At 53.4% G+C, this 22911-nt stretch carries 20 protein-coding genes, 2 tRNA genes, 2 pseudogenes and 1 CRISPR repeat array; of the genes and pseudogenes, 18 read left to right on the plus strand and 6 right to left on the minus strand.

What is annotated here, in order from left to right:
• Position 1: 1 nt before the first annotated feature.
• The 5 genes and pseudogenes from rpoA1 (at position 2) to ACZ47H_RS02455 (ending at position 5176) form a co-directional block, all read left to right on the plus strand.
• Positions 2-2651: pseudogene (rpoA1, locus tag ACZ47H_RS02435) on the plus strand (DNA-directed RNA polymerase subunit A').
• Positions 2652-2658: 7 nt separating this feature from the next.
• A pseudogene (gene rpoA2 / locus ACZ47H_RS02440) lies at positions 2659-3904 on the plus strand (DNA-directed RNA polymerase subunit A'').
• 18 nt (positions 3905-3922) lie between these two features.
• Positions 3923-4225, plus strand: coding sequence for a 50S ribosomal protein L30e (locus ACZ47H_RS02445; RefSeq protein ID WP_464933617.1), 303 nt, complete (start codon positions 3923-3925; stop codon positions 4223-4225).
• An 11-nt stretch (positions 4226-4236) separates the two neighbouring features.
• On the plus strand, positions 4237-4668 hold the full coding sequence (locus ACZ47H_RS02450) for a NusA-like transcription termination signal-binding factor (protein WP_464933618.1): 432 nt from the start codon (positions 4237-4239) through the stop codon (positions 4666-4668).
• Between the two features lie 64 nt (positions 4669-4732).
• Positions 4733-5176 (plus strand): 30S ribosomal protein S12, encoded by a 444-nt coding sequence (locus tag ACZ47H_RS02455; RefSeq protein ID WP_464933619.1) that lies wholly within the window; start codon positions 4733-4735, stop codon positions 5174-5176.
• An 11-nt stretch (positions 5177-5187) separates the two neighbouring features.
• Here ACZ47H_RS02455 and ACZ47H_RS02460 read toward each other — a convergent pair whose 3' ends face one another.
• Positions 5188-5688 carry a bifunctional nuclease family protein gene (locus tag ACZ47H_RS02460; protein WP_464933928.1) on the minus strand — a complete coding sequence of 167 codons (501 nt, stop codon included), beginning with the start codon at positions 5686-5688 and terminating at the stop codon, positions 5188-5190.
• Between the two features lie 135 nt (positions 5689-5823).
• On the opposite strand from ACZ47H_RS02460, the gene ACZ47H_RS02465 reads away from it, so the two are divergent.
• The 4 genes from ACZ47H_RS02465 (at position 5824) to ACZ47H_RS02480 (ending at position 8467) form a co-directional block, all read left to right on the plus strand.
• Positions 5824-6435, plus strand: coding sequence for a 30S ribosomal protein S7 (locus ACZ47H_RS02465; protein ID WP_464933620.1), 612 nt, complete (start codon positions 5824-5826; stop codon positions 6433-6435).
• 101 nt (positions 6436-6536) lie between these two features.
• A complete protein-coding gene (gene tuf, locus ACZ47H_RS02470) occupies positions 6537-7850 on the plus strand; it encodes a translation elongation factor EF-1 subunit alpha (RefSeq protein WP_464933621.1) in 1314 nt (437 codons plus the stop codon).
• A 147-nt stretch (positions 7851-7997) separates the two neighbouring features.
• Positions 7998-8312 (plus strand): 30S ribosomal protein S10, encoded by a 315-nt coding sequence (gene rpsJ / locus ACZ47H_RS02475; protein ID WP_464933622.1) that lies wholly within the window; start codon positions 7998-8000, stop codon positions 8310-8312.
• A gap of 66 nt (positions 8313-8378) precedes the next feature.
• Positions 8379-8467 (plus strand) — tRNA-Ser (locus ACZ47H_RS02480).
• Between the two features lie 8 nt (positions 8468-8475).
• Here the strand turns inward: ACZ47H_RS02480 and ACZ47H_RS02485 are convergent.
• Together ACZ47H_RS02485 and ACZ47H_RS02490 are read right to left on the minus strand one after the other, a co-directional pair.
• On the minus strand, positions 8476-8643 hold the full coding sequence (locus ACZ47H_RS02485) for a hypothetical protein (RefSeq protein WP_464933623.1): 168 nt from the start codon (positions 8641-8643) through the stop codon (positions 8476-8478).
• 5 nt (positions 8644-8648) lie between these two features.
• On the minus strand, positions 8649-9134 hold the full coding sequence (locus ACZ47H_RS02490) for an MBL fold metallo-hydrolase (RefSeq protein ID WP_464933624.1): 486 nt from the start codon (positions 9132-9134) through the stop codon (positions 8649-8651).
• Between the two features lie 109 nt (positions 9135-9243).
• Between ACZ47H_RS02490 and ACZ47H_RS02495 the strand changes: the two genes are divergently transcribed.
• The 4 genes from ACZ47H_RS02495 to ACZ47H_RS02510 all read left to right on the plus strand — a co-directional run bounded on the left by ACZ47H_RS02495 (position 9244) and on the right by ACZ47H_RS02510 (position 13271).
• Positions 9244-10488 (plus strand): phosphoglycerate kinase, encoded by a 1245-nt coding sequence (locus tag ACZ47H_RS02495; RefSeq protein WP_464933625.1) that lies wholly within the window; start codon positions 9244-9246, stop codon positions 10486-10488.
• A gap of 5 nt (positions 10489-10493) precedes the next feature.
• Complete coding sequence (locus ACZ47H_RS02500) at positions 10494-11522, plus strand: type II glyceraldehyde-3-phosphate dehydrogenase (protein ID WP_464933626.1); 1029 nt, start codon at positions 10494-10496, stop codon at positions 11520-11522.
• 91 nt (positions 11523-11613) lie between these two features.
• Complete coding sequence (locus ACZ47H_RS02505) at positions 11614-12825, plus strand: aminotransferase-like domain-containing protein (protein ID WP_464933627.1); 1212 nt, start codon at positions 11614-11616, stop codon at positions 12823-12825.
• A gap of 56 nt (positions 12826-12881) precedes the next feature.
• The gene (locus ACZ47H_RS02510) at positions 12882-13271 is read left to right on the plus strand and encodes a helix-turn-helix domain-containing protein (protein ID WP_464933628.1); all 390 of its coding nucleotides are present in this window, start codon (positions 12882-12884) and stop codon (positions 13269-13271) included.
• On the opposite strand, the gene ACZ47H_RS02515 is transcribed toward ACZ47H_RS02510, so the two are convergent.
• Entirely contained in the window at positions 13268-13645 is a 378-nt protein-coding gene (locus ACZ47H_RS02515; RefSeq protein ID WP_464933629.1) for a hypothetical protein, read from the minus strand. The two genes, ACZ47H_RS02510 and ACZ47H_RS02515, sit on opposite strands and share 4 nt — an antisense overlap.
• 81 nt (positions 13646-13726) lie before the next feature.
• Here ACZ47H_RS02515 and ACZ47H_RS02520 point away from each other — a divergent pair, with 81 nt between their 5' ends.
• From ACZ47H_RS02520 to ACZ47H_RS02535, 4 genes are all read left to right on the plus strand, one after another.
• Entirely contained in the window at positions 13727-14374 is a 648-nt protein-coding gene (locus ACZ47H_RS02520; RefSeq protein WP_464933630.1) for an RNA ligase partner protein, read from the plus strand.
• Positions 14375-14415: 41 nt separating this feature from the next.
• A tRNA-Thr gene (locus tag ACZ47H_RS02525) sits at positions 14416-14523 on the plus strand.
• Between the two features lie 56 nt (positions 14524-14579).
• On the plus strand, positions 14580-15110 hold the full coding sequence (locus ACZ47H_RS02530; RefSeq protein ID WP_464933631.1) for a cob(I)yrinic acid a,c-diamide adenosyltransferase: 531 nt from the start codon (positions 14580-14582) through the stop codon (positions 15108-15110).
• Between the two features lie 153 nt (positions 15111-15263).
• Positions 15264-16055, plus strand: a complete 792-nt coding sequence (locus tag ACZ47H_RS02535; RefSeq protein WP_464933632.1) for a DNA polymerase sliding clamp — start codon at positions 15264-15266, stop codon at positions 16053-16055.
• Positions 16056-16062: 7 nt separating this feature from the next.
• Here the strand turns inward: ACZ47H_RS02535 and lysS are convergent, their stop codons facing one another.
• Both lysS and ACZ47H_RS02545 read right to left on the minus strand, forming a co-directional pair.
• The gene (gene lysS, locus ACZ47H_RS02540) at positions 16063-17694 is read right to left on the minus strand and encodes a lysine--tRNA ligase (protein ID WP_464933633.1); all 1632 of its coding nucleotides are present in this window, start codon (positions 17692-17694) and stop codon (positions 16063-16065) included.
• Positions 17695-18008: 314 nt separating this feature from the next.
• Positions 18009-21063: direct repeats of the CRISPR family, unit length 24 nt; unit sequence GTTGAAAACAAGCAAAACTAAGAG.
• A gap of 68 nt (positions 21064-21131) precedes the next feature.
• Complete coding sequence (locus tag ACZ47H_RS02545) at positions 21132-21290, minus strand: hypothetical protein (RefSeq protein WP_464933634.1); 159 nt, start codon at positions 21288-21290, stop codon at positions 21132-21134.
• A 258-nt stretch (positions 21291-21548) separates the two neighbouring features.
• Here ACZ47H_RS02545 and ACZ47H_RS02550 point away from each other — a divergent pair, with 258 nt between their 5' ends.
• Positions 21549-22910 carry a TrpB-like pyridoxal phosphate-dependent enzyme gene (locus tag ACZ47H_RS02550; RefSeq protein WP_464933635.1) on the plus strand — a complete coding sequence of 454 codons (1362 nt, stop codon included), beginning with the start codon at positions 21549-21551 and terminating at the stop codon, positions 22908-22910.
• Position 22911: the final 1 nt, after the last annotated feature.

Here is a 22911-nt window from a genome sequence, read left to right on the forward strand (position 1 = left end):
TGTGAGCGAGGAGAGATATATTCTAAGCGGGATTAAGTTCGGTGTCCTCCCACCCCACGAGATCTCGAGGATGGCCCGTGTCACGGTGACAAGGCCCGAGCTGTACGAGTCCGATGGAACCCCTGTTATGGGAGGCCCGAGGGACCCGCACTTCGGAGCAATAGAGCCTGGCGAGACTTGCCCGGTATGCGGTAATAGGAGGGACGCTTGCCCCGGACACTTCGGTAAGATTGACCTCGCAAGGCCGGTGGTGATACCCTACTACAGCGACCACGTCAACGCTGTCCTCCAGGCAACCTGCCGCTCCTGTAGCAGGATACTTCTACCCGAGGAACAGGCTAAGAGGATGCTCAGGATCCTGAGGACTCTTAAGAATCGCTGGCCCCAGCTGGCATCGAACTTCGTGAAGGAGGTTAGGAAGCAGGCGGCTCAGAACAGCGTGTGCCCCCACTGTGGTGCCCGCCAGTACCGTATAAGGTATATCAGGCCAGTCATCTTCTACGAGGAGAGGCCTGAAGGAGAAGTTAGGCTAACCCCCATCGAGATAAGGGATAGGCTTGAGAAGGTCCGAAACGATGATGCCGAGCTCCTAGGCCTCGACCCCGAGTACTCGAGGCCCGAGTGGATGGTCGCGACAGTCCTCCCAGTGCCGCCGCTAGCTGTTAGGCCTCCGATCACCCTCGAGACCGGGCTCAAGTCGGAGGACGACCTAACCCACGCCCTAGTCGAGATCATAAGGCAGAATGAGAGGCTAAAGCACTATCTAGCAACGAGCGCTCCGGAGACTATGGTGGAGGACTCATGGATAACACTGCAGCAAACAGTCGCCGCCTACATAGATAACGAGCTCCCCAACGTGGTCGTGATCCATCATAGGGGTGGAAGGCCCCTCAAGACCCTCGCGCAGAGGCTGAAGGGTAAGGAGGGGAGGCTCAGGGGCAACCTCTCCGGTAAGAGGGTCAACTACTCCGCTAGGACCGTGATCAGCCCTGACCCCGAGATAAGTATAAACGAGGTTGGGGTCCCGATCGATATAGCAATGATACTAACCTATCCCATGAGGGTGACGCCAGAGAACATTGAGGAGGCAAGGAGGTATGTTTTGAACGGCCCCTACAAGTGGCCGGGAGCAACATATGTGATAAAGGCTAGGACCAGGACGAAGATAGACCTGAGATACCACAGGAACCACAAGCAGCTCGCAGAGAGCCTCGAGGTAGGAGACATAGTAGAGAGGCACCTGCTCAACGGGGACATAGTGTTATTCAATAGGCAGCCAAGCCTCCACAGGATGTCCATACTAGCCCACAGGGTAAGGTTGATGGCGGGCAAGACCTTCAGGCTGAACCCGCTGGTATGCCCGCCATACAACGCCGACTTCGACGGTGACGAGATGAACCTCCACGTTCCAAGGTTCGAGGAGGCCGTAGCTGAGGCTGAGGAGATCCTCCTAGTAGAGAAGAACATAAACACTCCAAGGTATGGAGGCCCCATCATAGGCGGGAGGCAAGATTACATCAGCGGAGCATACCTAATGACTGTAAAGTCGAGGCTCCTAACCGAGGAGCAGGTCTTAGAGCTACTCTCGAAGGCCGGCTACAAGGGAGACCTGCCAGAACCCGCCATCCTCCACCCCAGGAAGCTCTGGACAGGCAAGCAGGTGGTGAGCCTCTTCCTGCCGGAAGACTTCTCCTACGAGGGCAGGGCTAAGATCAACGCTGGCCCACTCGCATGCGACAACTACGACTGCTTCAACGACTCGTACATCGTGATAAGGAATGGAAAGCTGCTCATGGGAGTCTTCGATAAGAGCGCTATAGGAGCGGAGCAGCCCAACGACGTCCTCCATATAATCGCGCTCGAATACGGTAATGAAAAGGCACGTGAGCTCCTAGACACGCTGTACAAGTCCTTCATAAAAATGCTGGAGCTGAGAGGCCTCAGCCTCAGCCTCTCAGAACGTCGACATACCCAGGGAGGCTAGAGATGAGATAGCCAAGCTTATTGAAGAGGCTAAGAAGGAGATAGCCGAGATGATAAAGGAGTTCCACGAGGGCAAGCTCGAGCCGATACCCGGTAGGACTCTGGAGGAGAGCCTCGAGATAAAGATCATCAATAGGCTGCAGGAGCTCTTCAGGAAGAGCCAGGAGGTCGCCGTCAACTACATGGACCCATTCAACGACGTCTTCATAATGGCGAGGACAGGTGCCAGAGGCAGCGAGACAAACATCGCCCAGATGGTCGCCATGCTGGGACAGCAGGTGGTTAGGGGTAAGAGGATCCATAGGGGCTTCAGGAAGAGGACGCTAGCCCACTTCCCCCCAGGAGACCTATCCCCAGAGGCTAAGGGATTCGTTAAGGGCAACTTCCGCTATGGTCTAAGGCCCACCGAGGTCTTCTTCCACGTAGCCGCTGGAAGAGAGGGACTAGTAGACACGGCTGTCAAGACCAGCCAGAGCGGATACATGCAGAGGAGGCTGATAAACGCTCTAAACGACCTCGTGGTACTGCATGACGGCACGGTCAGAGACGCCTACGGCAACCTGATACAGATAAAATACGGGGAAGACGGGGTTGACCCGATGAAGACCTACCACGGGGACCCCGTGGACGTGGACAGGCTTATAGAGAAGTACTCGCACGTGAGGTGATGCTGGAATGGCGTACAATATATTCGTAGACGACCTTGAAACCCTAGCGGACATAGCTAGAAGAGTACTACCCAAGAGCAAATATGAGGAGATAAAGGAGAAGGTGCTAGACAATGATAAGCTAAACGAGAAACAGAAGATCTACATAGTGAGAGACGCCATAATCACATACATTAAAGCGCTAGTACAGCCCGGAGAACCCGTCGGCACCGTTGCCGCACAATCTATAGGAGAGCCCGGAACCCAGATGACTCTCAGAACGTTCCACTACGCTGGAATAGTCGAGTTCGAACGTCACCCTAGGACTCCCCAGGCTTATAGAGATCATAGATGCGAGGAGGGAGCCCTCAACCCCCATGATGACAATATACCTAGACGAGAAGCACAAGTATGACGAGGAGAAGGCTAAGGAGATAGCTAGGAGGATCCAGTACACGGTGCTCGACGCTGTAGTGAGCGAGATAGAATACTTCCAGGGAAGCAACGAGTTCACTATAGTTCTAGACCCAGAGCAGCTCGAGGATAAGGGTGTCACCGTCGAGAAGGTAATCGAGGCGCTAGAGAGAAGCAAGCTGGGAGAGGTATCCACCACCGACGACCCATATGTTATAACGCTCACAGTCTCCGAGAAGTTCCTGCCCCCAGAGTACTATTATGATCCAGGCGTCTACCGGGAGATAGAGAACAAGATAAGGAAGATCTACCTGAAGGGGATCAAGGGGATAAAGAGAGCAGTCATACAGGCTGAGGAGAAAGAGGTAGACGGAAAACAAGTCAAGGAATACTACATAGTAACCGAGGGAAGCAATCTCGCCGAAGTACTGAGAGTGAGGGGTGTAGACCATAGGAGGACGACCACAAACAACATCCACGAGATAGCCGAGGTCCTAGGTATAGAGGCGGCTAGGAACGCGATCATAAGGGAGATCCAGAGGGTGCTCCAAGACTCTGGACTCAACGTAGACATAAGGCACATCATGCTAGTAGCAGACCTGATGACCTTCACAGGCAAGATCCGCCAGATCGGAAGGCTCGGCGTCGCCGGCGAGAAGGAGAGCCCCCTAGCAAGAGCAGTATTCGAGGTAACAGTGAAGAACCTATACGATGCAGCGGCTACGGGAGAATACGAGAGGCTCGTCGGCGTCTCAGAAAAGACTATAATAGGCCAGCCCCCTCCAGTAGGCACCGGAATCGTAGTATGGTTAAAATCCCGTGAGACCGGGAGGAAGGTAGAGGCTGTTAAGGAAGAGTAGATGGACGGGTGAGCATGGATGTCGCTCTCAGTAGAGAGGGAGCTAAGGAACCTGATAAGGACCGGAGAGTATGTGCTCGGAACCAGGGAGACCCTAAAACTACTCAAGCTGGGAAAGGTAAAACTGGTGATTATGGCTAAGAACACCCCGCCCGAGATTAAGAGGAGAGTCCAATACTACGCCAGGCTAGGAGGGACCCCAGTGATCGAGTACGATGGAACCAGCGATGAGCTGGGCCACGCGCTTGGAAAACCATTCGTGGTATCCCTGATAGGAGTAGTAGATGAGGGCTCGTCGAGAATACTCGAACTCGTAGGATAGGAGGGCTGGGGATGGTAGAGGAACGGATAACCCCGGAAGAGCTAAGGTATCTTTCAATTCTCGAGGAGCTGACCGGCGCGCTCGGGATAAGGTGTATAATGGACGACGACAATAACAAGCTCATATTCCTCGTCAAAGACACCGATGTGGGCAAGGCTATCGGTAGGGGCGGGAAGAACGTTAAACTCTTGAGGAGCCTCCTCAAGAAGAACATTGAGATAGTCCCCTACGCCGAGGACCTGGAGTCGATGGTGAGAAACCTATTCCCCTCCGTGAAGATCCTAGGCATAACAGTGAACGAGAGGAACGGTGAGAAACAGGTAGTGGTGAGGGTTGCAGAGGAGGATAAAGGGAGGGCTATCGGGAAGGAGGGTAGGAATATAAAGAGGGCCCGTCTAGTCCTCCAAAAGCTCTACGGCGTATCAAGTGTAGTTATAAGGTAGCCAGGGACCCTCCGCGATTAGTTTTTAAAGACCCTACCCTTACATGGCAGGGAGGGTAGTAGGGATGACCGGTAAGAAGTCGCCTGTAGGATTATTCGCGGCTAGGAAGCTTAGGAAGAAGAGGATGAAGTTCAGGTGGAGCCAGCTAGAGTTCAAGAGGAGGAGGCTCGGTCTAAAGAAGAAGTACGACCCCCTCGAAGGCGCCCCCATGGCTAGAGGTATTGTTCTCGAGAAGGTTGGAGTAGAGGCTAGGCAGCCGAACTCGGCTCTTAGAAAGTGCGTCAGGGTACAGCTCGTAAAGAACAAGAAGGTTGTCACTGCATTCGTGCCCAGGGACGGTGGAATACTCTACATAGACGAGCACGACGAGGTGATCATCGAGGGTATAGGGGGTCCTAGGGGAAGATCGATGGGAGACATCCCCGGTGTAAGGTACAAGGTGGTAATGGTCAACGGAGTCTCACTGAAGGCGCTGTGGCTCGGTAAGAAGCAGAAGCCTAGGAGGTAGGTGTGGGAGAGCTACCAGACCTCTCCATCCTCCCCCTCATCCTCTTCATCATCGCCTATATCCTGGGAGATATCGACTAACTCCTGCGTCACATAGATGGGCTTCCCCGCAACCAGCGCTAGGAAGACGGCGTGGCTGGGGATCATCTTTATACTGACATGTACTCCATCCGACTCGAAGTGTGCTGTAGCAGTATAGACTCCGGTGGATTCATCGTACTCGTCTATCACTATCTTATCGAGGCTCTCCTCTATCATCCTCCTGAACTCATCGTGGAAGGCGAGGAGAGAGAATAGGCTCTGCCTGCGAGGCGGAGGGTTCCCCTCCTTTATCATCTCCAGAGCATCCACGACCTCTGGGGGGACATAGTACATCTCGAAAATGTCGTTCCCCTCCAGGTAGAGGCGGATGCCTATAGGGAGCCTGCCTCTCCCACCTATTACTATATAGTTATCATCGTCGCCGTAGACCACCTGGTATATCGGCGCGATATCGACGACCCTGCGCAACACGCTCAACCCTGTCACCCACGGCTGGGTATAGGCTTTCCGAACTAAGGCTTATCAACTAATTGGCTACGCTTATGATTTCCAGTGGAAGTTTATAAGGGTCGGGGAGAGGCCTGGGTTTAAGGGTGCTGGATGGAAGTGTCGGCGGACGAGTATACCCTCCCGGAGGGAATAGAGGTAAGGGCTGACTCGATAAGGCTATTCGGCAAGTGGAGCTGGGTGGGGGTTGAGGTAAGGGACCCCGGGCTTAAGAGGTATATCAGTCTAAGGCCAATATGGATCCCCCACACCGGCGGCCGCCACGAGCACAGGAGGTTCGCTAAGAGCCAGGTACCTATAGTGGAGAGGCTGATCAACCAGCTCATGAGGCCTGGCAGGAATGGGGGCAAGAAGCACCTAGCCTACAACATAGTGAAGACCGCATTCGACATAATCTACCTCGAGACAGGGGAGAACCCGATACAGGTCCTCGTTAGGGCCATCGAGAACGCCGCCCCAAGGGAGGAGACCACCAGGATCGTATACGGTGGAATAACATACAGGGTCTCCGTAAACGTCTCGCCCCAGAGGAGGGTTGACTTAGCCCTCAGGTTCCTGGCAGAGGGGGCGAGGAACTGTGCATTCAACAACCCCAAGCCGATCGAGGAGTGCCTTGCGGAGGAGATAATCCTCGCTTCGAGGAGCGACCCGCAGAGCCACGCGATAAGGCAGAAGGAGGAGATCGAGAGGATCGCCCTCAGCTCCAGGTAGCCTCCTGGTCCCACACCTACTCCACTGAAACGGTGCCTTTTTAACTCCTTCCAATACAACCTCCAAATCGGCGCTAGATGTAGCTATGGGGTGTATAGGGAATGCCCGAGAAGCCGCACATGAACCTAGTGGTAATAGGTCACGTAGACCATGGAAAGAGCACCCTAGTAGGCCACCTGCTCTTCAGGCTTGGCCTCATCGAGGAGAAGAAGCTGAAGGAGCTAGAGGAGCAGGCGAAGGCTAAGGGTAAGGAGAGCTTCAAGTTCGCATGGATCCTCGACAAGATGAAGGAGGAGCGCGACAGGGGTATAACGATCGACCTCACCTTCATGAAGTTCGAGACCAAGAACTACGTGTTCACAATAATCGACGCACCCGGACACAGGGATTTCGTAAAGAACATGATCACCGGCGCGAGCCAGGCGGACGCAGCAATACTCGTTGTATCGGCTAGGAAGGGAGAGTTCGAGGCTGGAATGAGCCCCGAGGGCCAGACTAGAGAGCACCTCCTCCTAGCCAAGACGATGGGTATTGAGCAGGTAATAGTGGCGGTAAACAAGATGGACGCGCCCGACGTCAACTACGACCAGAAGAGGTACGAACAGATAGCCAACATACTCAAGAAGTTCATGAAGGGCCTAGGATTCAAGGTAGACCAGATACCCTTCATACCTGTCAGCGCATGGAAGGGAGACAACCTCATCGAGAGGAGCCCCAACATGCCATGGTACAAGGGGCCGACACTAGTAGAGGCCCTAGACCAGCTGCAGCCGCCGGCAAAGCCAGTAGACAAGCCCATGAGGATACCCATACAGAACGTGTACTCGATCCCAGGAGCAGGCACCGTGCCAGTAGGCAGGGTCGAGACCGGAGTGCTGAGAGTAGGCGACAAGGTAATCTTCATGCCGCCGGGAGTGATAGGAGAGGTTAGGAGCATACAGATGCACTACCAGGACCTTGAGAAGGCTGAGCCAGGAGACAACATTGGCTTCGCAGTCAGGGGCGTGAGCAAGAACGACATAAGGAGGGGAGACGTGGCAGGCCACCCAGACAACCCGCCGACTGTAGCGGAGGAGTTCACAGCTAGGATATTCGTGATCTGGCACCCAAGCGCCATCGCGCCAGGGTACACGCCAGTCATACACGCTCACACCGCGAGCGTCAGCGCAAGGATGGTTGAGATACTGGCCAAGCTCGACCCCAGGACCGGTAAGGTGGTGGAGGAGAAGCCGCAGTTCCTCAAGCCCGGCGACGTCGCAATAGTGAGGTTCAAGCCGGTCAAGCCGATGGTAGTTGAGAAGTTCAGCGACTTCCCCGCACTAGGAAGGTTCGCCATGAGAGACATGAACAGGACCATCGGTATCGGCATCATAACCGACGTCAAGCCAGCACAGGTGGAGATAAGGAAGAAGTAACCCCCCACTCATTCAATCAACATTTTATAATTAAGACAAACCCCTAATCTTTAAAACAATATATTCTATTCCTATATTCTCGCACCGCGAGCATTTACTTTATAACCTGGAGCACAAGCCATCTACGGTTACGGGTGGAGAAGAAGGATGGCGTTCAAGATAAGGATCTACCTATGGAGCACGGACGTGAAGAGCCTCCAGCAGGTGGTGGAGCAGATACGGGAGATAGCAAAGAAGACGGGAGCACCGATAAGGGGCCCCATCCCTCTGCCCACGAAGAGGCTCGAGGTGCCAATATTCAGGCTGCCCCATGGTGAGGGCAGCAAGTACTGGGAGCACTGGGAGATGAAGATACATAAACGCATCATAGACCTTGCAGCCGACGAGAGGGTATTGAGGAGGCTCATGAGGATCCAGATCCCCCGCAACGTGAGGATCGAGATCAAACAGGTGAGGGGGTAACCCTCAACCAGGCTGAATCCTATATAAAACCTCCCCTACAGGAATCCTATGCTGGACAGGACGGGCGCCGGGGTGCCCGAGCGGACCAAGGGGACGGGCTGGAGACCCGTTCCCCCATACGGGGGGCGCGGGTTCGAATCCCGCCCCCGGCGCCACTAGTTCTTCAAGGAGTAGGCGGTGGGAACACAACAATAGTAGTCTTCTCGGGGAGCTCGCCCTCACCCACCTCAAGGACCCTGCTGTCGAGCCGGATCCTCCTCGCCTTAGATAGTGCTAGGAACTTGTCGAGGGGGTCGAGTGGCAGCGTTGAGTAGGGGACCCAGTAGTGCATGGGTATTACGAGGCTCGGCTGCGTTTAGAGATGATCTCCCATGCTTCCTCAGCATCTATAGTGTATACTCCCCCAACCGGGATCATGAGGATCGAGGCTCCCCTCAGCTTTTGAAGAAGCTCCTCTCCAGGAACGTGGCCGAGGTCACCTGCATGGACTATAGTATAGGGTCCCGCCTCCAGCCTGTATAGGGTGTTCTCGCCTCTAAGCTCCCCCCGGGACTTGTCATGATAGCTCAGCACCCCCTCTACAGTGAAGGGTCCAAGGCGGAAGCGGCCCCTCCTCCACCTCACGACTTCCCCTGCCTCAACCATCTCCACAGCGTTGTGATCGTAGTGGTTATGCGTCACAAGCACAGCGTCGGCTCTCACCCTATACTCTGGCAGGTTAAGGCTCCCCCCATCATGGGGGTCTATAGCTATAGTATAGTCCTCGTAGGCTACCGTGAAGTATGAGTGGCCGAACCACTCAACCCTAAGCTTTCCAGCCACACAACCCACCTGTAGGAGTAGCTGGGGGAGGGGAGGCTATAATTGTATGCGGGTTAATTTGATAAATCTTAATTTCCGAGGCTACGGCTTTTTGTCTCCGGGGGTTCAGGTGCCTATCGATTATCTCGATAAGAAGATCGGGACCCTCGACGACGTATCCGTTAAGGGGAGGAAGGTGCTTGTTAGGATCGACATCAACTCCCCGATCGAGCCCTCTACGGGTGAAATACTTGACGATACACGGTTCCGATCCCACCTTAAAACGATCAGGGAGCTAGTCGACAAAGAGGCAGCAGTGGTATTGATGAGCCACCAGGGCAGGCCGACGGGCAAGGATTTCACCCGGCTGGAGAGGCACGCGGAGGTTCTCTCGAGGCTGCTCGGGAAGAGTATAGGCTACGTGCCCGACGTGATAGGCCCGGAGGCCCAGAGGAGGATAAAGGAGCTGGAGCCGGGAGAGATCCTCCTGCTTGATAATACTAGGATCATAAGCGAGGACTATGTGGAGGCTCCTCCAGAGGTTCACGGTAGGGGCATAATGGTTTCAACACTCTCCAAGCTAGTAGACTATTACGTAAACGATGCATTCGCCACAGCTCATAGAAGCCAGGCAAGTATAGTCGGGTTCCCCATGGTGCTTCCAAGCGTAGCTGGGAGGCTTATGGAGCTAGAGGTCGTAACACTATCAAGGGTTCTCTCGAAAGGGGAGAGGCCCAAGGTGTTCGTGCTGGGAGGGGCGAAGGTTAAGGATACGGTGAAGGTGATCAAGCACGTTGTCGAAGCCGGAGTAGCCGACGAGATCCTAACCACGGGGCTGGTCGCACTCCTCTTCCTCCTAGTCTCTGGGGTCAAGATTGGGGAGGCGGAGGAGCTTGTAAGGTCGAAGGTTGATGAGGGGACTGTTGAGATAGCCAGGAGCCTCCTCTCGTCTGGAGCCCCGATAAGGGTCCCCCTCGACTTCTACGCTGAGATCGACGGTGACGTGGAGCTCGTGGATTCATCGAGTATAGAGGGGGCCCCGAAGGATATCGGCCCGTCCACGATAGAGTACTATTCCTGGAAGCTGATGAGCGCCAAGATGATCGTTATGAGGGGTCCCGCAGGGGTTATCGAGGACCCCCGCTTCCGAAGGGGTACCAGAGAGCTCGTCGAGATCGCGTTGAGGTCTAACGCCTTCACAATATTCGGCGGGGGGCACTTCAACGCAATCCTATCAGAGCTCCCGGAGGAGCTTAGGAGGAGGGTTGGCCACATTAGCACTGGTGGGGGCGCCCTACTATACTTCCTGGCTAATAGGAGGCTTCCTGGATTAGAGTCTTTAGCTAGCTCGTATGAGAAGTACTTTAGGGGGTGATCCTCGTGGCTGTCAGGGTTGGAGTGAACGGCTACGGGACGATCGGTAAGAGGATCGCCGCGGCAGTTGCAAGGATAGAGGGGCTCGAGCTTGTCGGGGTTGTAAAGAGGAGCCCCGACTACGCCGCCCTCCAAGCGTTGGCTAGGGGTATTCCCGTATACGCTCCAGACGAAGACTCGCTGCAGGCCTTCGAGAAGGCTGGAGTAAAGGTGGCAGGGACCCTGGGGGAGCTCTTGGATAGGGTGGACGTCATAGTAGATGCGACTCCCGGAGGAGTCGGGGCCAAGTACAAGCCAATATACGAGGAGCGTGGTGTAAAGGCGATATTTCAGGGTGGGGAGAAGGCGGAGGTCGCTGAGGCATCCTTCAGCAGCCTATGCAACTATGAGGAGGGTATTGGTAAGAGGAGCCTGCGAGTAGTATCCTGCAACACGACGGGGTTGCTGAGAGCAATATGCACCCTCAACAAGGCATTCGGAGTGGAGAAGGTTAGAGCCACCCTGATAAGGAGGGCTGCGGATCCCAAAGAGATCAAGAGGGGGCCCGTGAACAGCATAGTCCTAAACCCGCCCAGGCTGCCGAGCCACCACGCTTTAGACGTGAAGGCAGTGCTGCCGTGGCTCGATATTTGGACCGCCGCCGTAGTTGTGCCTACCACCTTGATGCATGTACACCACCTGACAGTTATACTGAGGAGGGAGGCGTCCCGCAGCGAGGTGCTGGAAGCCCTCAGGGAAGCTCCCAGGATAATGCTAGTATCGAGTGAGGCGACCGGGATAAAGTCGACCGCCCAGCTTGTAGAGGCAGCCAGGGAATCACGGCCCAGATACGACATACCAGAGCTCGTAGTATTCGAGGACACTGTGCACGTTGAGGGGCGCGAGCTGGTATTCTTCCAGGCAGTCCACCAGGAGTCGATAGTTGTCCCGGAGAATATTGATGCGATAAAGGCGATGACAGGCCTGGAGAGGGACCCGGAGAAGGCGATAAGGGAGACCGACTCGGTTCTTGGAGTTACAAAGTCTCTCTGGTGATGGGTGGAGGAGCCCACGCGTATCCCATTATCCTCTTTATGATCTACCTCTTTAATCTTGCAAGAGGTATTAAATGATATGGGGGATTCTCGTGGATGGATATAGTAGATTCGCCTCTAAAAGAACGTCTCTCTTCAGGGCTTCAGAGATAAGGGAGCTTCTAAAGCTAACCGAGGGAAAGGACGTCATAAGCCTGGCAGGGGGCCTCCCGGACCCCAAGGTGTTTGATCCCAGGCTGGCCGATATAGCCAGGGAGGTTATAGCGGAGAGGGGCGAGCGCGCTCTCCAGTACTCTCCCACAGCGGGCGTGACGGAGTTCAGGGAGGTCTTGAAGGACTTCGCAGCATCCAAGGGGATCAGGGTTGATCCAGGCGACGATGTAATCGTTACAACTGGGAGCCAGGAGGCCCTATTCCTAGCGGCGAGGGTGCTGGTGGATCCGGGGGATAAGGTGATCGTTGAGGAACCCACCTATCTGGCTGCGGTGAATGTGTTCAGGGAGCATGGAGCCGTCTTTGAAGCAATACCGGTGGATAGCGAGGGGATGCAGACAGACGTCTTAGAGGAGAGGCTCAAAAGTATGGGTAGGGATGAGAAGAGGCCTAAGCTGGCATACCTGGTCCCGACATCCCAGAACCCAAGCGGCTCAACTATGAGCCAGGAGAGGAGGAGGCACCTCATAGAGCTGGCTGAGCAGTACGACTTCCTGATCATAGAGGATGACCCGTACAGCTTCTTCACGTTCGAGCCAGTTAATGTGGACTATCTTAAGAGCCTCGATAAGAGTGGGAGGGTGATTTACACGTCCACTTTCAGCAAGATACTCTCGCCAGGCTTGCGTGTAGGGTGGGTCCTAGGCCCAAGGGATCTAATAAGCTATATTGAGCTGGCGAAGCAGGCGGTGGACCTCCACACCGCCACCCTCTCACAGTACATAGTCATGGAGGCGATAAGGAAGGGGATTGTAGATGCAACTATAGAGAGGGCCAGGAGCCTCTACAAGGAGAAGAGAGACGTGATGATGAATTCCCTAGACGAGCACATGACTGGTCTAGCGGAGTGGACTAGGCCGGTGGGCGGCTTCTTCACAATGGTATACGTTAACGGAGAGATCGATATGAAGGCCCTCATGCTTGAGGCGATCGAGAAGTACAGGGTAGCATACGTGCCCGGCGAGAGCTTCTTCCCAGTCTCCAAGAAAAAGAACACTATGAGGCTGAACTTCAGCTACCCCTCCAAGGAGCAGATAGCTGAGGGAGTAAGGAGGATAGCCCGGCTCGTAAAGGACAAGCTTGGAAAGTAAGCCTACCCCCCTTTTTCCCCTCCAAGCCTACACGGTTAACTTCTTGGAGGATGGTCATGGAAGCTCTAAGGCCGAGGACCGGTGTAGCCATAATAAGCCCGTGGGCTAGGAGGAGGATAATAGAAGTCCTAGCCGGGGAGCTGAGCTATAGGCAGCTCGCTGAAGGCCTCGGAGTCACGGTTGCAGCGGTACACAAGTACCTTACGGGTAAATCTACTCCAAGAGATGCTGTCGTATTGAGGGCTATTGAGCTTGCAGGGGAGCTCGGGCTGTCGGAGGTCGGGGATATCATATTAGAGGACCTGGCGGGCGAGCTGGAGGCTCTGCTCAAACTCCTAACTGACAAGGATCTCGCCTCAGCCTCCAGCGTCTCCCGCCTATCGGGTATAGTGGGGAGGGCGAAGCTGGCGCTCGCCGCGGGCCTATCAACCGCTCACAGGAGCTAGGACTTGATCCGGATTATGTTCCAGTACTCCCCGGCCTCGACGAGCCAGCTAGCTAGGAGTCTCGCGATGAGCCTCCTCGCATCACTACCGCTGATACGGTACCCCAGCCTCCCCGCAGCCTCACCTGCTAGTTCTTCATCCACTCTCTCCATGAAGTAGTCTACTAGCTCGTCGAGGAGATCGGTGAGCCTCACCCGCTCCCCCTGGGAGGCTATCTCGCGGAGCCTCCTATAGTCTTCATCGCTCAGCATAGCCTTCTCGACTAGGTCCTCCCTACCCCTCTCCCTCGCAACCCTCCAGTACTCGAAGAGGAGGCTGTAGCTCCCCGCTATCCTTCCCGAGGCGAATGGGGGTAGCTTGGGCTTCTCCTCCAATGTGGTGTGCACCGTTTTTAGCAGTCTCGACTCTACCTCTAATAATGTGCCCCCCAGGGATGAAGCTTCGAGGTGCAAGTGTTGGATATCTTCGTGCTCGACACGACAAGCATAACTGAGGTGAGGCTGAGGAGGGCTCTCGGCGTCAACGACCTTGAGGGGGTAGTCTCTAAGATAGCGGAGCTGATCAGGGAGGCGAGGCTTAGGCTCCAGGCGCGATTCTATATGACCCCCTTGACCTGGAGCGAGCTTAGGAGGATCCTTATTGGGAACCAGGTTAGCCTCGACACTATACAGGAGCTGGCGGCCTGGATTACGGTGAAGGCCCCCGACAAGCTAAGCCTCCAGATACCGGCTAGTGTCTTCTCAGAATACGTTGCAGATATTAGGAGGAGGCTGTTCAAGGGCCTCCGCGTCGCTGAGACTGCGTTGAGAAGGGCTGCGAAGGAGTGCTATGAGGCTGGGGAACCCTGTATAGGCGAGTCGATAAGGGATTTGAGGGACAAGTATCGGGAGGCGACCCGTAAGGGGCTTGTGGACAGCGTGGAGGATCTAGATACTATACTCCTCGCAATGGAGTTGAAGGGGATAATAGTTACAAGTGATGCGGGGATTAGGAGGCTGGGGGAGCAATTGGGTATAATAGTAGTGGATCCCGTGGACTTCGTGAACATGCTGAGGAGAATGATCTCCTCAGTAGACCGGGCGGGCGAGCCGGGGGGACGGTAAAGGATTAAATCACCACGGCATCCTAGACCATTCTCTTGGGGGCCGCCGTAGCTCAGCGGTAGAGCGCCGGCCTCGTAACGGTCTTGATACACACTCCGAGGTCGCGGGAGAGCCGGTGGTCGCGGGTTCGAATCCCGCCGGCGGCTCCACGCCCCCATTTTATAACGAGGCCGGCAACACCGTAGTCCTCAAGGGTGAAGACCCTGTGCCCCGCATATATACTAGGACTGGTGACGAGGGTACAACGTACTGTGCAGCCCTCTCCTCCAGGGTCCCTAAAGACCACCCCCTAATAGAGTTCATGGGCGCGCTGGATGAGGCGAACAGCTTCCTGGGGCTGGCAGCCGCCTACTGCGGTGGCCGCGAGAAATCCCTGCTTGAGGAGATGCAGAGGCTCCTCTTCAACATAGGATTCTCCCTAGCCGGCTACACGGAGGTTGGCGAGGACCAGGTGCAACGCCTCGAGGAGATCGTAGACGAGTACATGGAGGGGGTTGAGCTCAAGGGCTTCATACTCCCCGGCGGCGACAAGTGCTCATCCCACATACATGTGGCTAGGAGTATAGTGAGGAGGGCTGAGAGGAGGCTTGTAGCAGCGGCTAGATCCGGGGTGGAGTTCAAGGCGGGAGAGGAGAGGGTTAAGCTGGCGTTGAAGACGTTGAACAGGCTCAGCGACGCATTATTCGCCGTAGCAGTGGGCGTACAGGCTCGGGGATCCGGGTTGAAGTACTTGTAAAGGGGGGCCTCCTGGGGACGGGCGCCCCCATCCCCCAAGGGTGGGGTTGGGCGATGGCGTACCTGTCATCGGCCCCCTCCCAGATAACATGGTAATTAGACTGTTAACCCTATTTAGGAAGACACTGCTATACATGTTTAAAGGGTGAGTTGATTGGCGGAGACGCTTGAATCAGAGATAAGGGATGTTGTCGCAACACTGCGCTACCCCGACGCTAAAAGCTTCAGGGAGTTCGTGGAGGCTCTGGCGAAGATCCTTGATGAGGCGAGATTCGATATAAGGGGTGAAGGGGTTAGGGTTGCCGGCATGGATCCTGCCAAGGTAGCCTACATAGAAGTCTTCATACCCAGGGAATCCTTTCTCGAGTACAATGTTGACGAGTCTAGGGAGGAAGTCTACATGGGCGTCCGCCTCGAGTCCCTTGCGAGTTCCTTGAAGAAGGGGAAGAAGGGGGAGCCAGTCCTATTCAAGGTATCCGATGACAGGATATTTATCCAGATCGACAGCGTCGTGGTGAAGAGGTTCCTCATACCCAACATCGAAGTATACCTAGACCTCCCCGAAAACCTAGAACTAGAACACGATGTAGAAGCGAGCGTGATGTCAGACGTCCTTAAAAAGACTGTGAAGGACGTCGAGATAGTAGGTAAGGAGGTAGAGTTCGAGGCGAGCCAGGGGAAGCTGGTCATAAGAGCTAAGGGCGAGGGCAGATCCAAGGTTGAAGCAGTACTCCAGGAGGGCGTCTCGACAGCCCTCCTCTACCTAGATGTCAGAGAACCATCAACGAGCATATACGATGTCACATACCTAAAGAACGTCTTAAACCTCACAAAGATAGCGGAGGCGGTGGAGATAAAGTTCTCCAGCAAGAAGCCCCTAGAACTAGTATTCAAGAGTCCTGATGGGAGTAGAGTGAGATACCTGCTAGCCCCCTCGATCGTCTAGCACTCATCTACTCTCCCCCTCCGACTCCAGCAGCCTCCCTGAGACGTGCTATAACAAAGTCCTTCTCGAGGAGGCTTAGGAGAGGGGCTGCCCTCGGCCCCCTATCCTCTCCAACGAATACACGGTAGAATTCACGGTAGAACTCCCTCCTCTCCCGGCCGGACAAGCTGCTGGTAGCCTCGATCATAGCCTGTTTAATGCCGTCCTCCCTCCAATCTTCCAGCTTCTCAAGCCTCTCCGCGAGCTCCGCGAACACCTCCTTATACTTCAACTCCTTGACGAGCCCGGGATCTAGGGACTCGAGTATAGAGACCCTCAACCCACTTGGCTTGTATGCTTCAACCCACCTCCCCGCCTTCTCCAAGAGCCCCCGGACCCACTCCAGACTATACTCGTCGGGCTCCTCTGGGAGGTGTCCCGTCCTCTTAAGCCTCTCCAACGCCTCCCCTATCCTCTCGGGTGGTATGAGCTGTGCAAGTATCGCTGCGTGCGTGTAGGGGACCTGGGCAGGCAGCCTCTCCGGCGGCTCCTTGGGATGGCTCAACTCATAGGTCCTCCTGAGGTATTCCTTGTCCTCGGCCTCCTCGACTCCAAAGTAGACCCTCTCAGCCCTATAGTACTGCTCATAGTACTGGGGGATCTGGAGGGGGTCCACCACCACCCTCTTATGGGGGTGGGTGTAGAAGAAGAGGAAGCGTAGGATCTGGGGATGGGCAACCATGAGCCACTCCCTCGGAGTCATACCCGTGAAGCTGCTGCTGGACATGTCAGCCTCCCTGCCCCCGAAACGATAGCTTACCCACTCATACCACTCTCCAAGCGGCGGCTCATAGTTGAACACTTTAACAGAGAGCTCGGCGCAGCTATCCCTGCTCCCCCCGGGGGTTGCGTGATCTTTCCCGTAGGGCTCGAAGTCGACGGAGAGGACCTTCCAGACGCCGGCCCACTCGATCCTCCAGTTCAACTTCACATCGGAGAGGTCAGCGTATCCATGGTAGCCGCAGTTGCTGCAAACGTATTCTACCCGGCCGTCCCCGGTAACTCTTAGGGCCCTGGCCTTATCGATCCTCCCGCATCTCGCGCAGCGGGGCTCCACTGGGATCCAGTCTTCTGGGTATGGCTTCCTACCCCTATACTTGTTGATGATCTCGCGTATCTTCTCCCTGTTGGGGAGGACCTCTCTAAGTATGAGCTCCCGGAAGGGCCCCCTGTACAACTCCTCCGTGGTAACGATCTCGATCCTTCCATCAGTAAACTCCCCCAGGTAGGGGCCGAAATCACTCCAGTAATGCTCAACCCAGCTCCTATGGCAGCCCTTTGGGTCCGGCACATCCTTCAAGGGCCACCCAACAAACCTCTCAGCCTCCCGCTGGTCGGTGAACTGCATCCGCTGCGCCTTCTTACCCTTCCAGGGATCAACCGTGTACAGTGTAAGCAGCTGCCTTACACGGTAACCCCTCCTCTCAAGCTCCCTCCTAACAGCCTCGCCAAGCAAAACCTCCCCGCGAAGACGGCCAATATGCTGGAGCCCAGAGACACTCAACCCACCATTAATAATGACAACACCCTTCCCCTCAAGCCTCCGCCTCAAACCCTCCTCCAACCTATCAACTAGCTCGTCAAGCCAATGCCGAGCCAAACCCTCTACACACCCCATAAAGGCAGGTGGACAACACCACCATAATAATAACTCTAAACAACCAAACCAGCACAAAAACAAACAATACAACCATTAAATGAAATACTACACATGTTTGGCGACTATTTTATTTATACAACTGGTTCGTTTTTTCCGGCGTAAAATCGGTCTGCAGCACCACCCCCGCACAGATACATTTAAAAACTTTTTGATCAACAAGACACCATGAGCCACGCCAGACAGGGGATCCAGTTAGAACTAGGGATCCCCACCCCAAGATAAAAACAATGAAAAAGAACCACACAAACAGGCTAGTTGAAAACAAGCAAAACTAAGAGGCCATTGTGGCAGCTCTATCCTGTATATGTGGAGATTGTAGGTTGAAAACAAGCAAAACTAAGAGTTGCGTCCGTATTCGTATTGGACCCGGACCTCTAATCCACGTTGAAAACAAGCAAAACTAAGAGAGAACCGCGTATAGCCTCCAGTCTTCATACTGTTGAAAACAAGCAAAACTAAGAGAAGCTTGAGGATTACTATGAGATACTTCCTATCGGGTTGAAAACAAGCAAAACTAAGAGTAGGCGGCGTTCCTCGTCGCGCATCTCGTTTGGACGCAGCGTTGAAAACAAGCAAAACTAAGAGCATTCCATTTAACGTAAGATTTATAATAGATCCAGTTGAAAACAAGCAAAACTAAGAGGCCATCCCGGTAGCTCTAGCCGGTATATGTGGAGTTGAAAACAAGCAAAACTAAGAGGCTATTACCCTGGCGGCCTCTAATTCCTTTTCGTTGAAAACAAGCAAAACTAAGAGATGACCAGGTGGTGGGCTTCCTCAGGGAGTTCTTCAAAGTTGAAAACAAGCAAAACTAAGAGCGTTCGACCTCTACACTTTGCTGGAGGACGGTTGAAAACAAGCAAAACTAAGAGTAGCCGCAGGCACCGGCTTCAACCCAGGGGTTGGGTTGAAAACAAGCAAAACTAAGAGCCATCGAGCTGTTCCGCCAATCCCGAAACCAGAGCCCGCGTTGAAAACAAGCAAAACTAAGAGTGGCCTTGTAGCCAGCTCGGTAGCGTGATGTGTTGAAAACAAGCAAAACTAAGAGAGTAGCCATAGCCGCTGTAGGCTTGGTGCTCTTGCGTTGAAAACAAGCAAAACTAAGAGAGGCGATAAGGGACCTTGTGCTGGAGCACGGGTTGAAAACAAGCAAAACTAAGAGGGGTGTTCTCCGCGTTCACCGAGTGCTATACGGGGTTGAAAACAAGCAAAACTAAGAGAGAGGCGCCTGGAGACCCAGAGGCACTACACGGTATCCTAGTTGAAAACAAGCAAAACTAAGAGTGGCATCTTGTTGGCGGCATCTTTCCATATCTTTGTTGAAAACAAGCAAAACTAAGAGCTGGATCGTAGTTGACGTCGGCGAATTCTGATAGCTGCTCCAGTTGAAAACAAGCAAAACTAAGAGCTTAGCAGTGGTCTAAAGGAGTTCACCAAGACAGTTGAAAACAAGCAAAACTAAGAGTCGATTCCATATTATAATCCCCTTGTAGATTATAGTTGAAAACAAGCAAAACTAAGAGGGTGCGAATGGGTTGGGGTTAGCCTGGGGGAGTTGAAAACAAGCAAAACTAAGAGGTGATGGCGGCTAATAATCCTATACCCCCGCCCAGTTGAAAACAAGCAAAACTAAGAGTGTGTCATGGGTGAAGTGATTACCGCGTGGTATGTCTAGTTGAAAACAAGCAAAACTAAGAGGCTCCTTATCAAGGATCTCTTCGGCTCCAGTAGTTGAAAACAAGCAAAACTAAGAGTGGATGCGAGCTACCCTAACCCCAACCAACCCCCAGTTGAAAACAAGCAAAACTAAGAGCCCCCACCCTAGCCTAGCGTTAAGTCCAGGGCTAGTTGAAAACAAGCAAAACTAAGAGAGGTAGGCCTTGAGCCACTTGTAGCTACTATGCCCCGTTGAAAACAAGCAAAACTAAGAGTGGATTTTTGTTATTTCTGGGTTTGTTAGTTTCGTTGAAAACAAGCAAAACTAAGAGCTAACCAGGAGAGAGTCCTTAACATAACTGTAACTGGTTGAAAACAAGCAAAACTAAGAGATTCTACCCATTCTTGAACAGTTGGCGGTTTAACCTGTTGAAAACAAGCAAAACTAAGAGCTATGGGCCCCTCTGGCGCCATAAGCTTCTCAAGTTGAAAACAAGCAAAACTAAGAGAGTTGGTGACCGAGGTGTTCAAGGAGGGTGAGTTGAAAACAAGCAAAACTAAGAGATGCCGCGATGAGAGCCTGGCCGGTGTCAGGGTTGAAAACAAGCAAAACTAAGAGGATTCTAGTGATTTGGCTATTTGTTCTATTTTTGTTGAAAACAAGCAAAACTAAGAGTGAATATCTTCCTCTTATTTATTTGGTTGATGTGTTGAAAACAAGCAAAACTAAGAGACTACTCCACGTACGTCTATCCAGCGCCGGGCAAGTTGAAAACAAGCAAAACTAAGAGTAGAAGACTAAATTACTCGCCACTACCTCGTACTTTGTTGAAAACAAGCAAAACTAAGAGGGGATTTTGCACCTGAGAGTGTTAAATCTAAAGTTGAAAACAAGCAAAACTAAGAGCTGAATTTTTTAGGTGTTTTCGGAGAGATTTTAGTTGAAAACAAGCAAAACTAAGAGTCTTTTTATTGAAAAGTATCCTTATAGTGTTTGTTGAAAACAAGCAAAACTAAGAGATCTCCGTTATTTTTGGTAGATTTTCTTCCCTCATGTTGAAAACAAGCAAAACTAAGAGAGTAGCCATAGCCGCTGTAGGCTTGGTGCTCTTGCGTTGAAAACAAGCAAAACTAAGAGTGGATACAAGTGGCATAGCCGATCAAAAAGCTGGTTGAAAACAAGCAAAACTAAGAGGAATAACTCATTTAACGCGCGTAGACTAGAGGGTTGAAAACAAGCAAAACTAAGAGCCTCATCACGATACGCGGTTAAATCATACCCTTCGGTTGAAAACAAGCAAAACTAAGAGAGTAATCGATGCAGTGCTTCATGCGATATAACCGGTTGAAAACAAGCAAAACTAAGAGATAACTATGGAAGTATGTTAACATTGGTATGGGTTGAAAACAAGCAAAACTAAGAGCAGCATTTCCACCGCCAAGGTTTGTGCCCGAGTAGGGTTGAAAACAAGCAAAACTAAGAGACGTAGCATCCATTCTTTGCTTTTCTTATGGGTTGAAAACAAGCAAAACTAAGAGATTTGTTTATAGTAGAAATCTGCGCCTTTCACGAGTTGAAAACAAGCAAAACTAAGAGAAGCACCAGCGCGGTGAGCCCGCAACATTATAGTTGAAAACAAGCAAAACTAAGAGTCCAGCCTAAGCATGCTGGGGGAGAACACGGAGGGCACGACTAGATACTCATACTCCGCCACTACGCTTCACCTCGCCCTCTCCTTCCTCCTCTTCTTCCTCCGCTCCTCCTCGTATAAGACTAGAAGGGCGAGCACAAACAAGCCTATCCCCGGGATAACGAAAAGCAGAAACACGAGGACCGCGAGTGAAATGAGTGTCGCGATTACATTCCCTAGCTTGCCCATTTTCATTTACCGCCACTTCTACTATCGTGCGTCGACATATTTTTGCTTACTTGAAAACAAGCAAAACCTAGAGAGTGGTTTTTGGAATCGGGGCTTTAGTTGAAAATAAGCAAAACGGTGGATACACTCAGCTAGTTTAAAATTTAGGGGTTTTAGGTTTTTGATTGATAGTTGTGTGAATGGGTGTGGGTGTTTTGTGGGAAAGGTTTTTATACTGCTTGCATTATTGGTTTGGGTTGAGGTGATGTCGATGCGCCAATGGATTTAGCTGGGCTGAGGGCGTCTCAGGACGCCTCCCTCATCCCCTCCTACTGGTATAATATTGTCCCGGACCTCCCTGAGGAGCTCCCTCCAATGCTCCGGCCCGACGGGGAGCCGGTTAAGCCTTCTGATCTCGAGCCGGTATTCGCTAGGAGCCTTATTGAGCAGGAGTTCTCTCGGTCGCGCTTCATAGAGATACCTGGAGAGCTGCGTGCATTGTACGCTAGGCTTGGTAGGCCGACTCCGCTGCTGAGGGCTAAGAGGCTGGAGGAGCTGCTGGGGACGCCTGCTAGGATCTACTATAAGTTCGAGGGCGTACTGCCGACTGGGAGTCACAAGATCAATACTGCGGCGGCTCAAGCCTACTATAATAGGCTGGAGGGTGTGAGGCGCCTCACAACGGAGACGGGTGCTGGCCAGTGGGGCAGCGCTCTCGCCCTGGCTGGGGCCCTCTTCGACTTGAAGGTTAGGGTTTACATGGTTAGGGTCAGCTATATGCAGAAGCCCTACCGGAAGATCGTTATGCAGGTCTATGGTGCCGAGGTTGTGCCGAGCCCTAGCGAGTACACCGAGTATGGTAGGAGGCTTCTTGCAGAGGACCCGAATCATCCCGGCAGCCTCGGGATCGCTATAAGTGAGGCGATAATGGACGCTGTTGGGAGGGAGGATACCAGGTATAGTCTTGGCAGCGTATTGAACCATGTCCTCCTACACCAGACCATTATCGGGTTGGAGGCTAAGAAGCAGATGGAGGAGCTGGGAGTATACCCCGACGTCGTGATAGGGGCTGTTGGCGGCGGCAGCAATTATGCCGGGATAAGCTACCCCTTCATGGCTGACAGGCTGGCTGGCAGGTCTGATACGAGGTTTGTAGCGGTAGAGCCCACCGCGGCGCCCTCTATGACCCGTGGGCTGCTGGCCTACGACTTCGGGGACTCTGCAGAGATGACCCCGCTGGTATACATGTATACGCTCGGCCACAGGTTCGTGCCCCCACCAATACACGCCGGCGGACTGAGATACCACGGTGTAGCCCCCACCCTAGCTGTGCTGGTGAAGCACGGGCTAGTGGAGCCGAGGGCCTATAGGCAGTCGGAGGTGTTCGATGCTGCGGTATACTTTGCTAGGGCGGAAGGCATCATACCAGCCCCCGAGAGCGCTCACGCTGTAAAGGCTGCGATTGATGAGGCGGTAGATGCGAGGGAGAAGGGGGAGGAGAGGATAATACTCTTCAACCTGAGCGGGCACGGCCTCCTAGACCTCCAAGGATACAGCGATTACCTGGAGGGTAGGCTCACCGACGCCGTGGTTGAGGGGCCGAGGCTGGAGGATATACCAGGGCTGGACGGGGGCTCCTAGC

Source organism: Thermodiscus maritimus (assembly GCF_055382595.1).

Excerpts from the sequence above, each read along its gene's own strand:
- ACZ47H_RS02455 (WP_464933619.1), top strand. The coding sequence starts at position 4,733 with ATGACCGGTAAGAAGTCGCCTGTAGGATTATTCGCGGCTAGGAAGCTT.
- rpsJ (WP_464933622.1), top strand. The coding sequence starts at position 7,998 with ATGGCGTTCAAGATAAGGATCTACCTATGGAGCACGGACGTGAAGAGC.
- ACZ47H_RS02545 (WP_464933634.1), bottom strand. The coding sequence starts at position 21,290 with ATGGGCAAGCTAGGGAATGTAATCGCGACACTCATTTCACTCGCGGTC.
- ACZ47H_RS02445 (WP_464933617.1), top strand. The coding sequence starts at position 3,923 with ATGTCGCTCTCAGTAGAGAGGGAGCTAAGGAACCTGATAAGGACCGGA.
- ACZ47H_RS02485 (WP_464933623.1), bottom strand. The coding sequence starts at position 8,643 with ATGCACTACTGGGTCCCCTACTCAACGCTGCCACTCGACCCCCTCGAC.
- tuf (WP_464933621.1), top strand. The coding sequence starts at position 6,537 with ATGCCCGAGAAGCCGCACATGAACCTAGTGGTAATAGGTCACGTAGAC.
- ACZ47H_RS02450 (WP_464933618.1), top strand. The coding sequence starts at position 4,237 with ATGGTAGAGGAACGGATAACCCCGGAAGAGCTAAGGTATCTTTCAATT.
- ACZ47H_RS02510 (WP_464933628.1), top strand. The coding sequence starts at position 12,882 with ATGGAAGCTCTAAGGCCGAGGACCGGTGTAGCCATAATAAGCCCGTGG.
- ACZ47H_RS02550 (WP_464933635.1), top strand. The coding sequence starts at position 21,549 with ATGGATTTAGCTGGGCTGAGGGCGTCTCAGGACGCCTCCCTCATCCCC.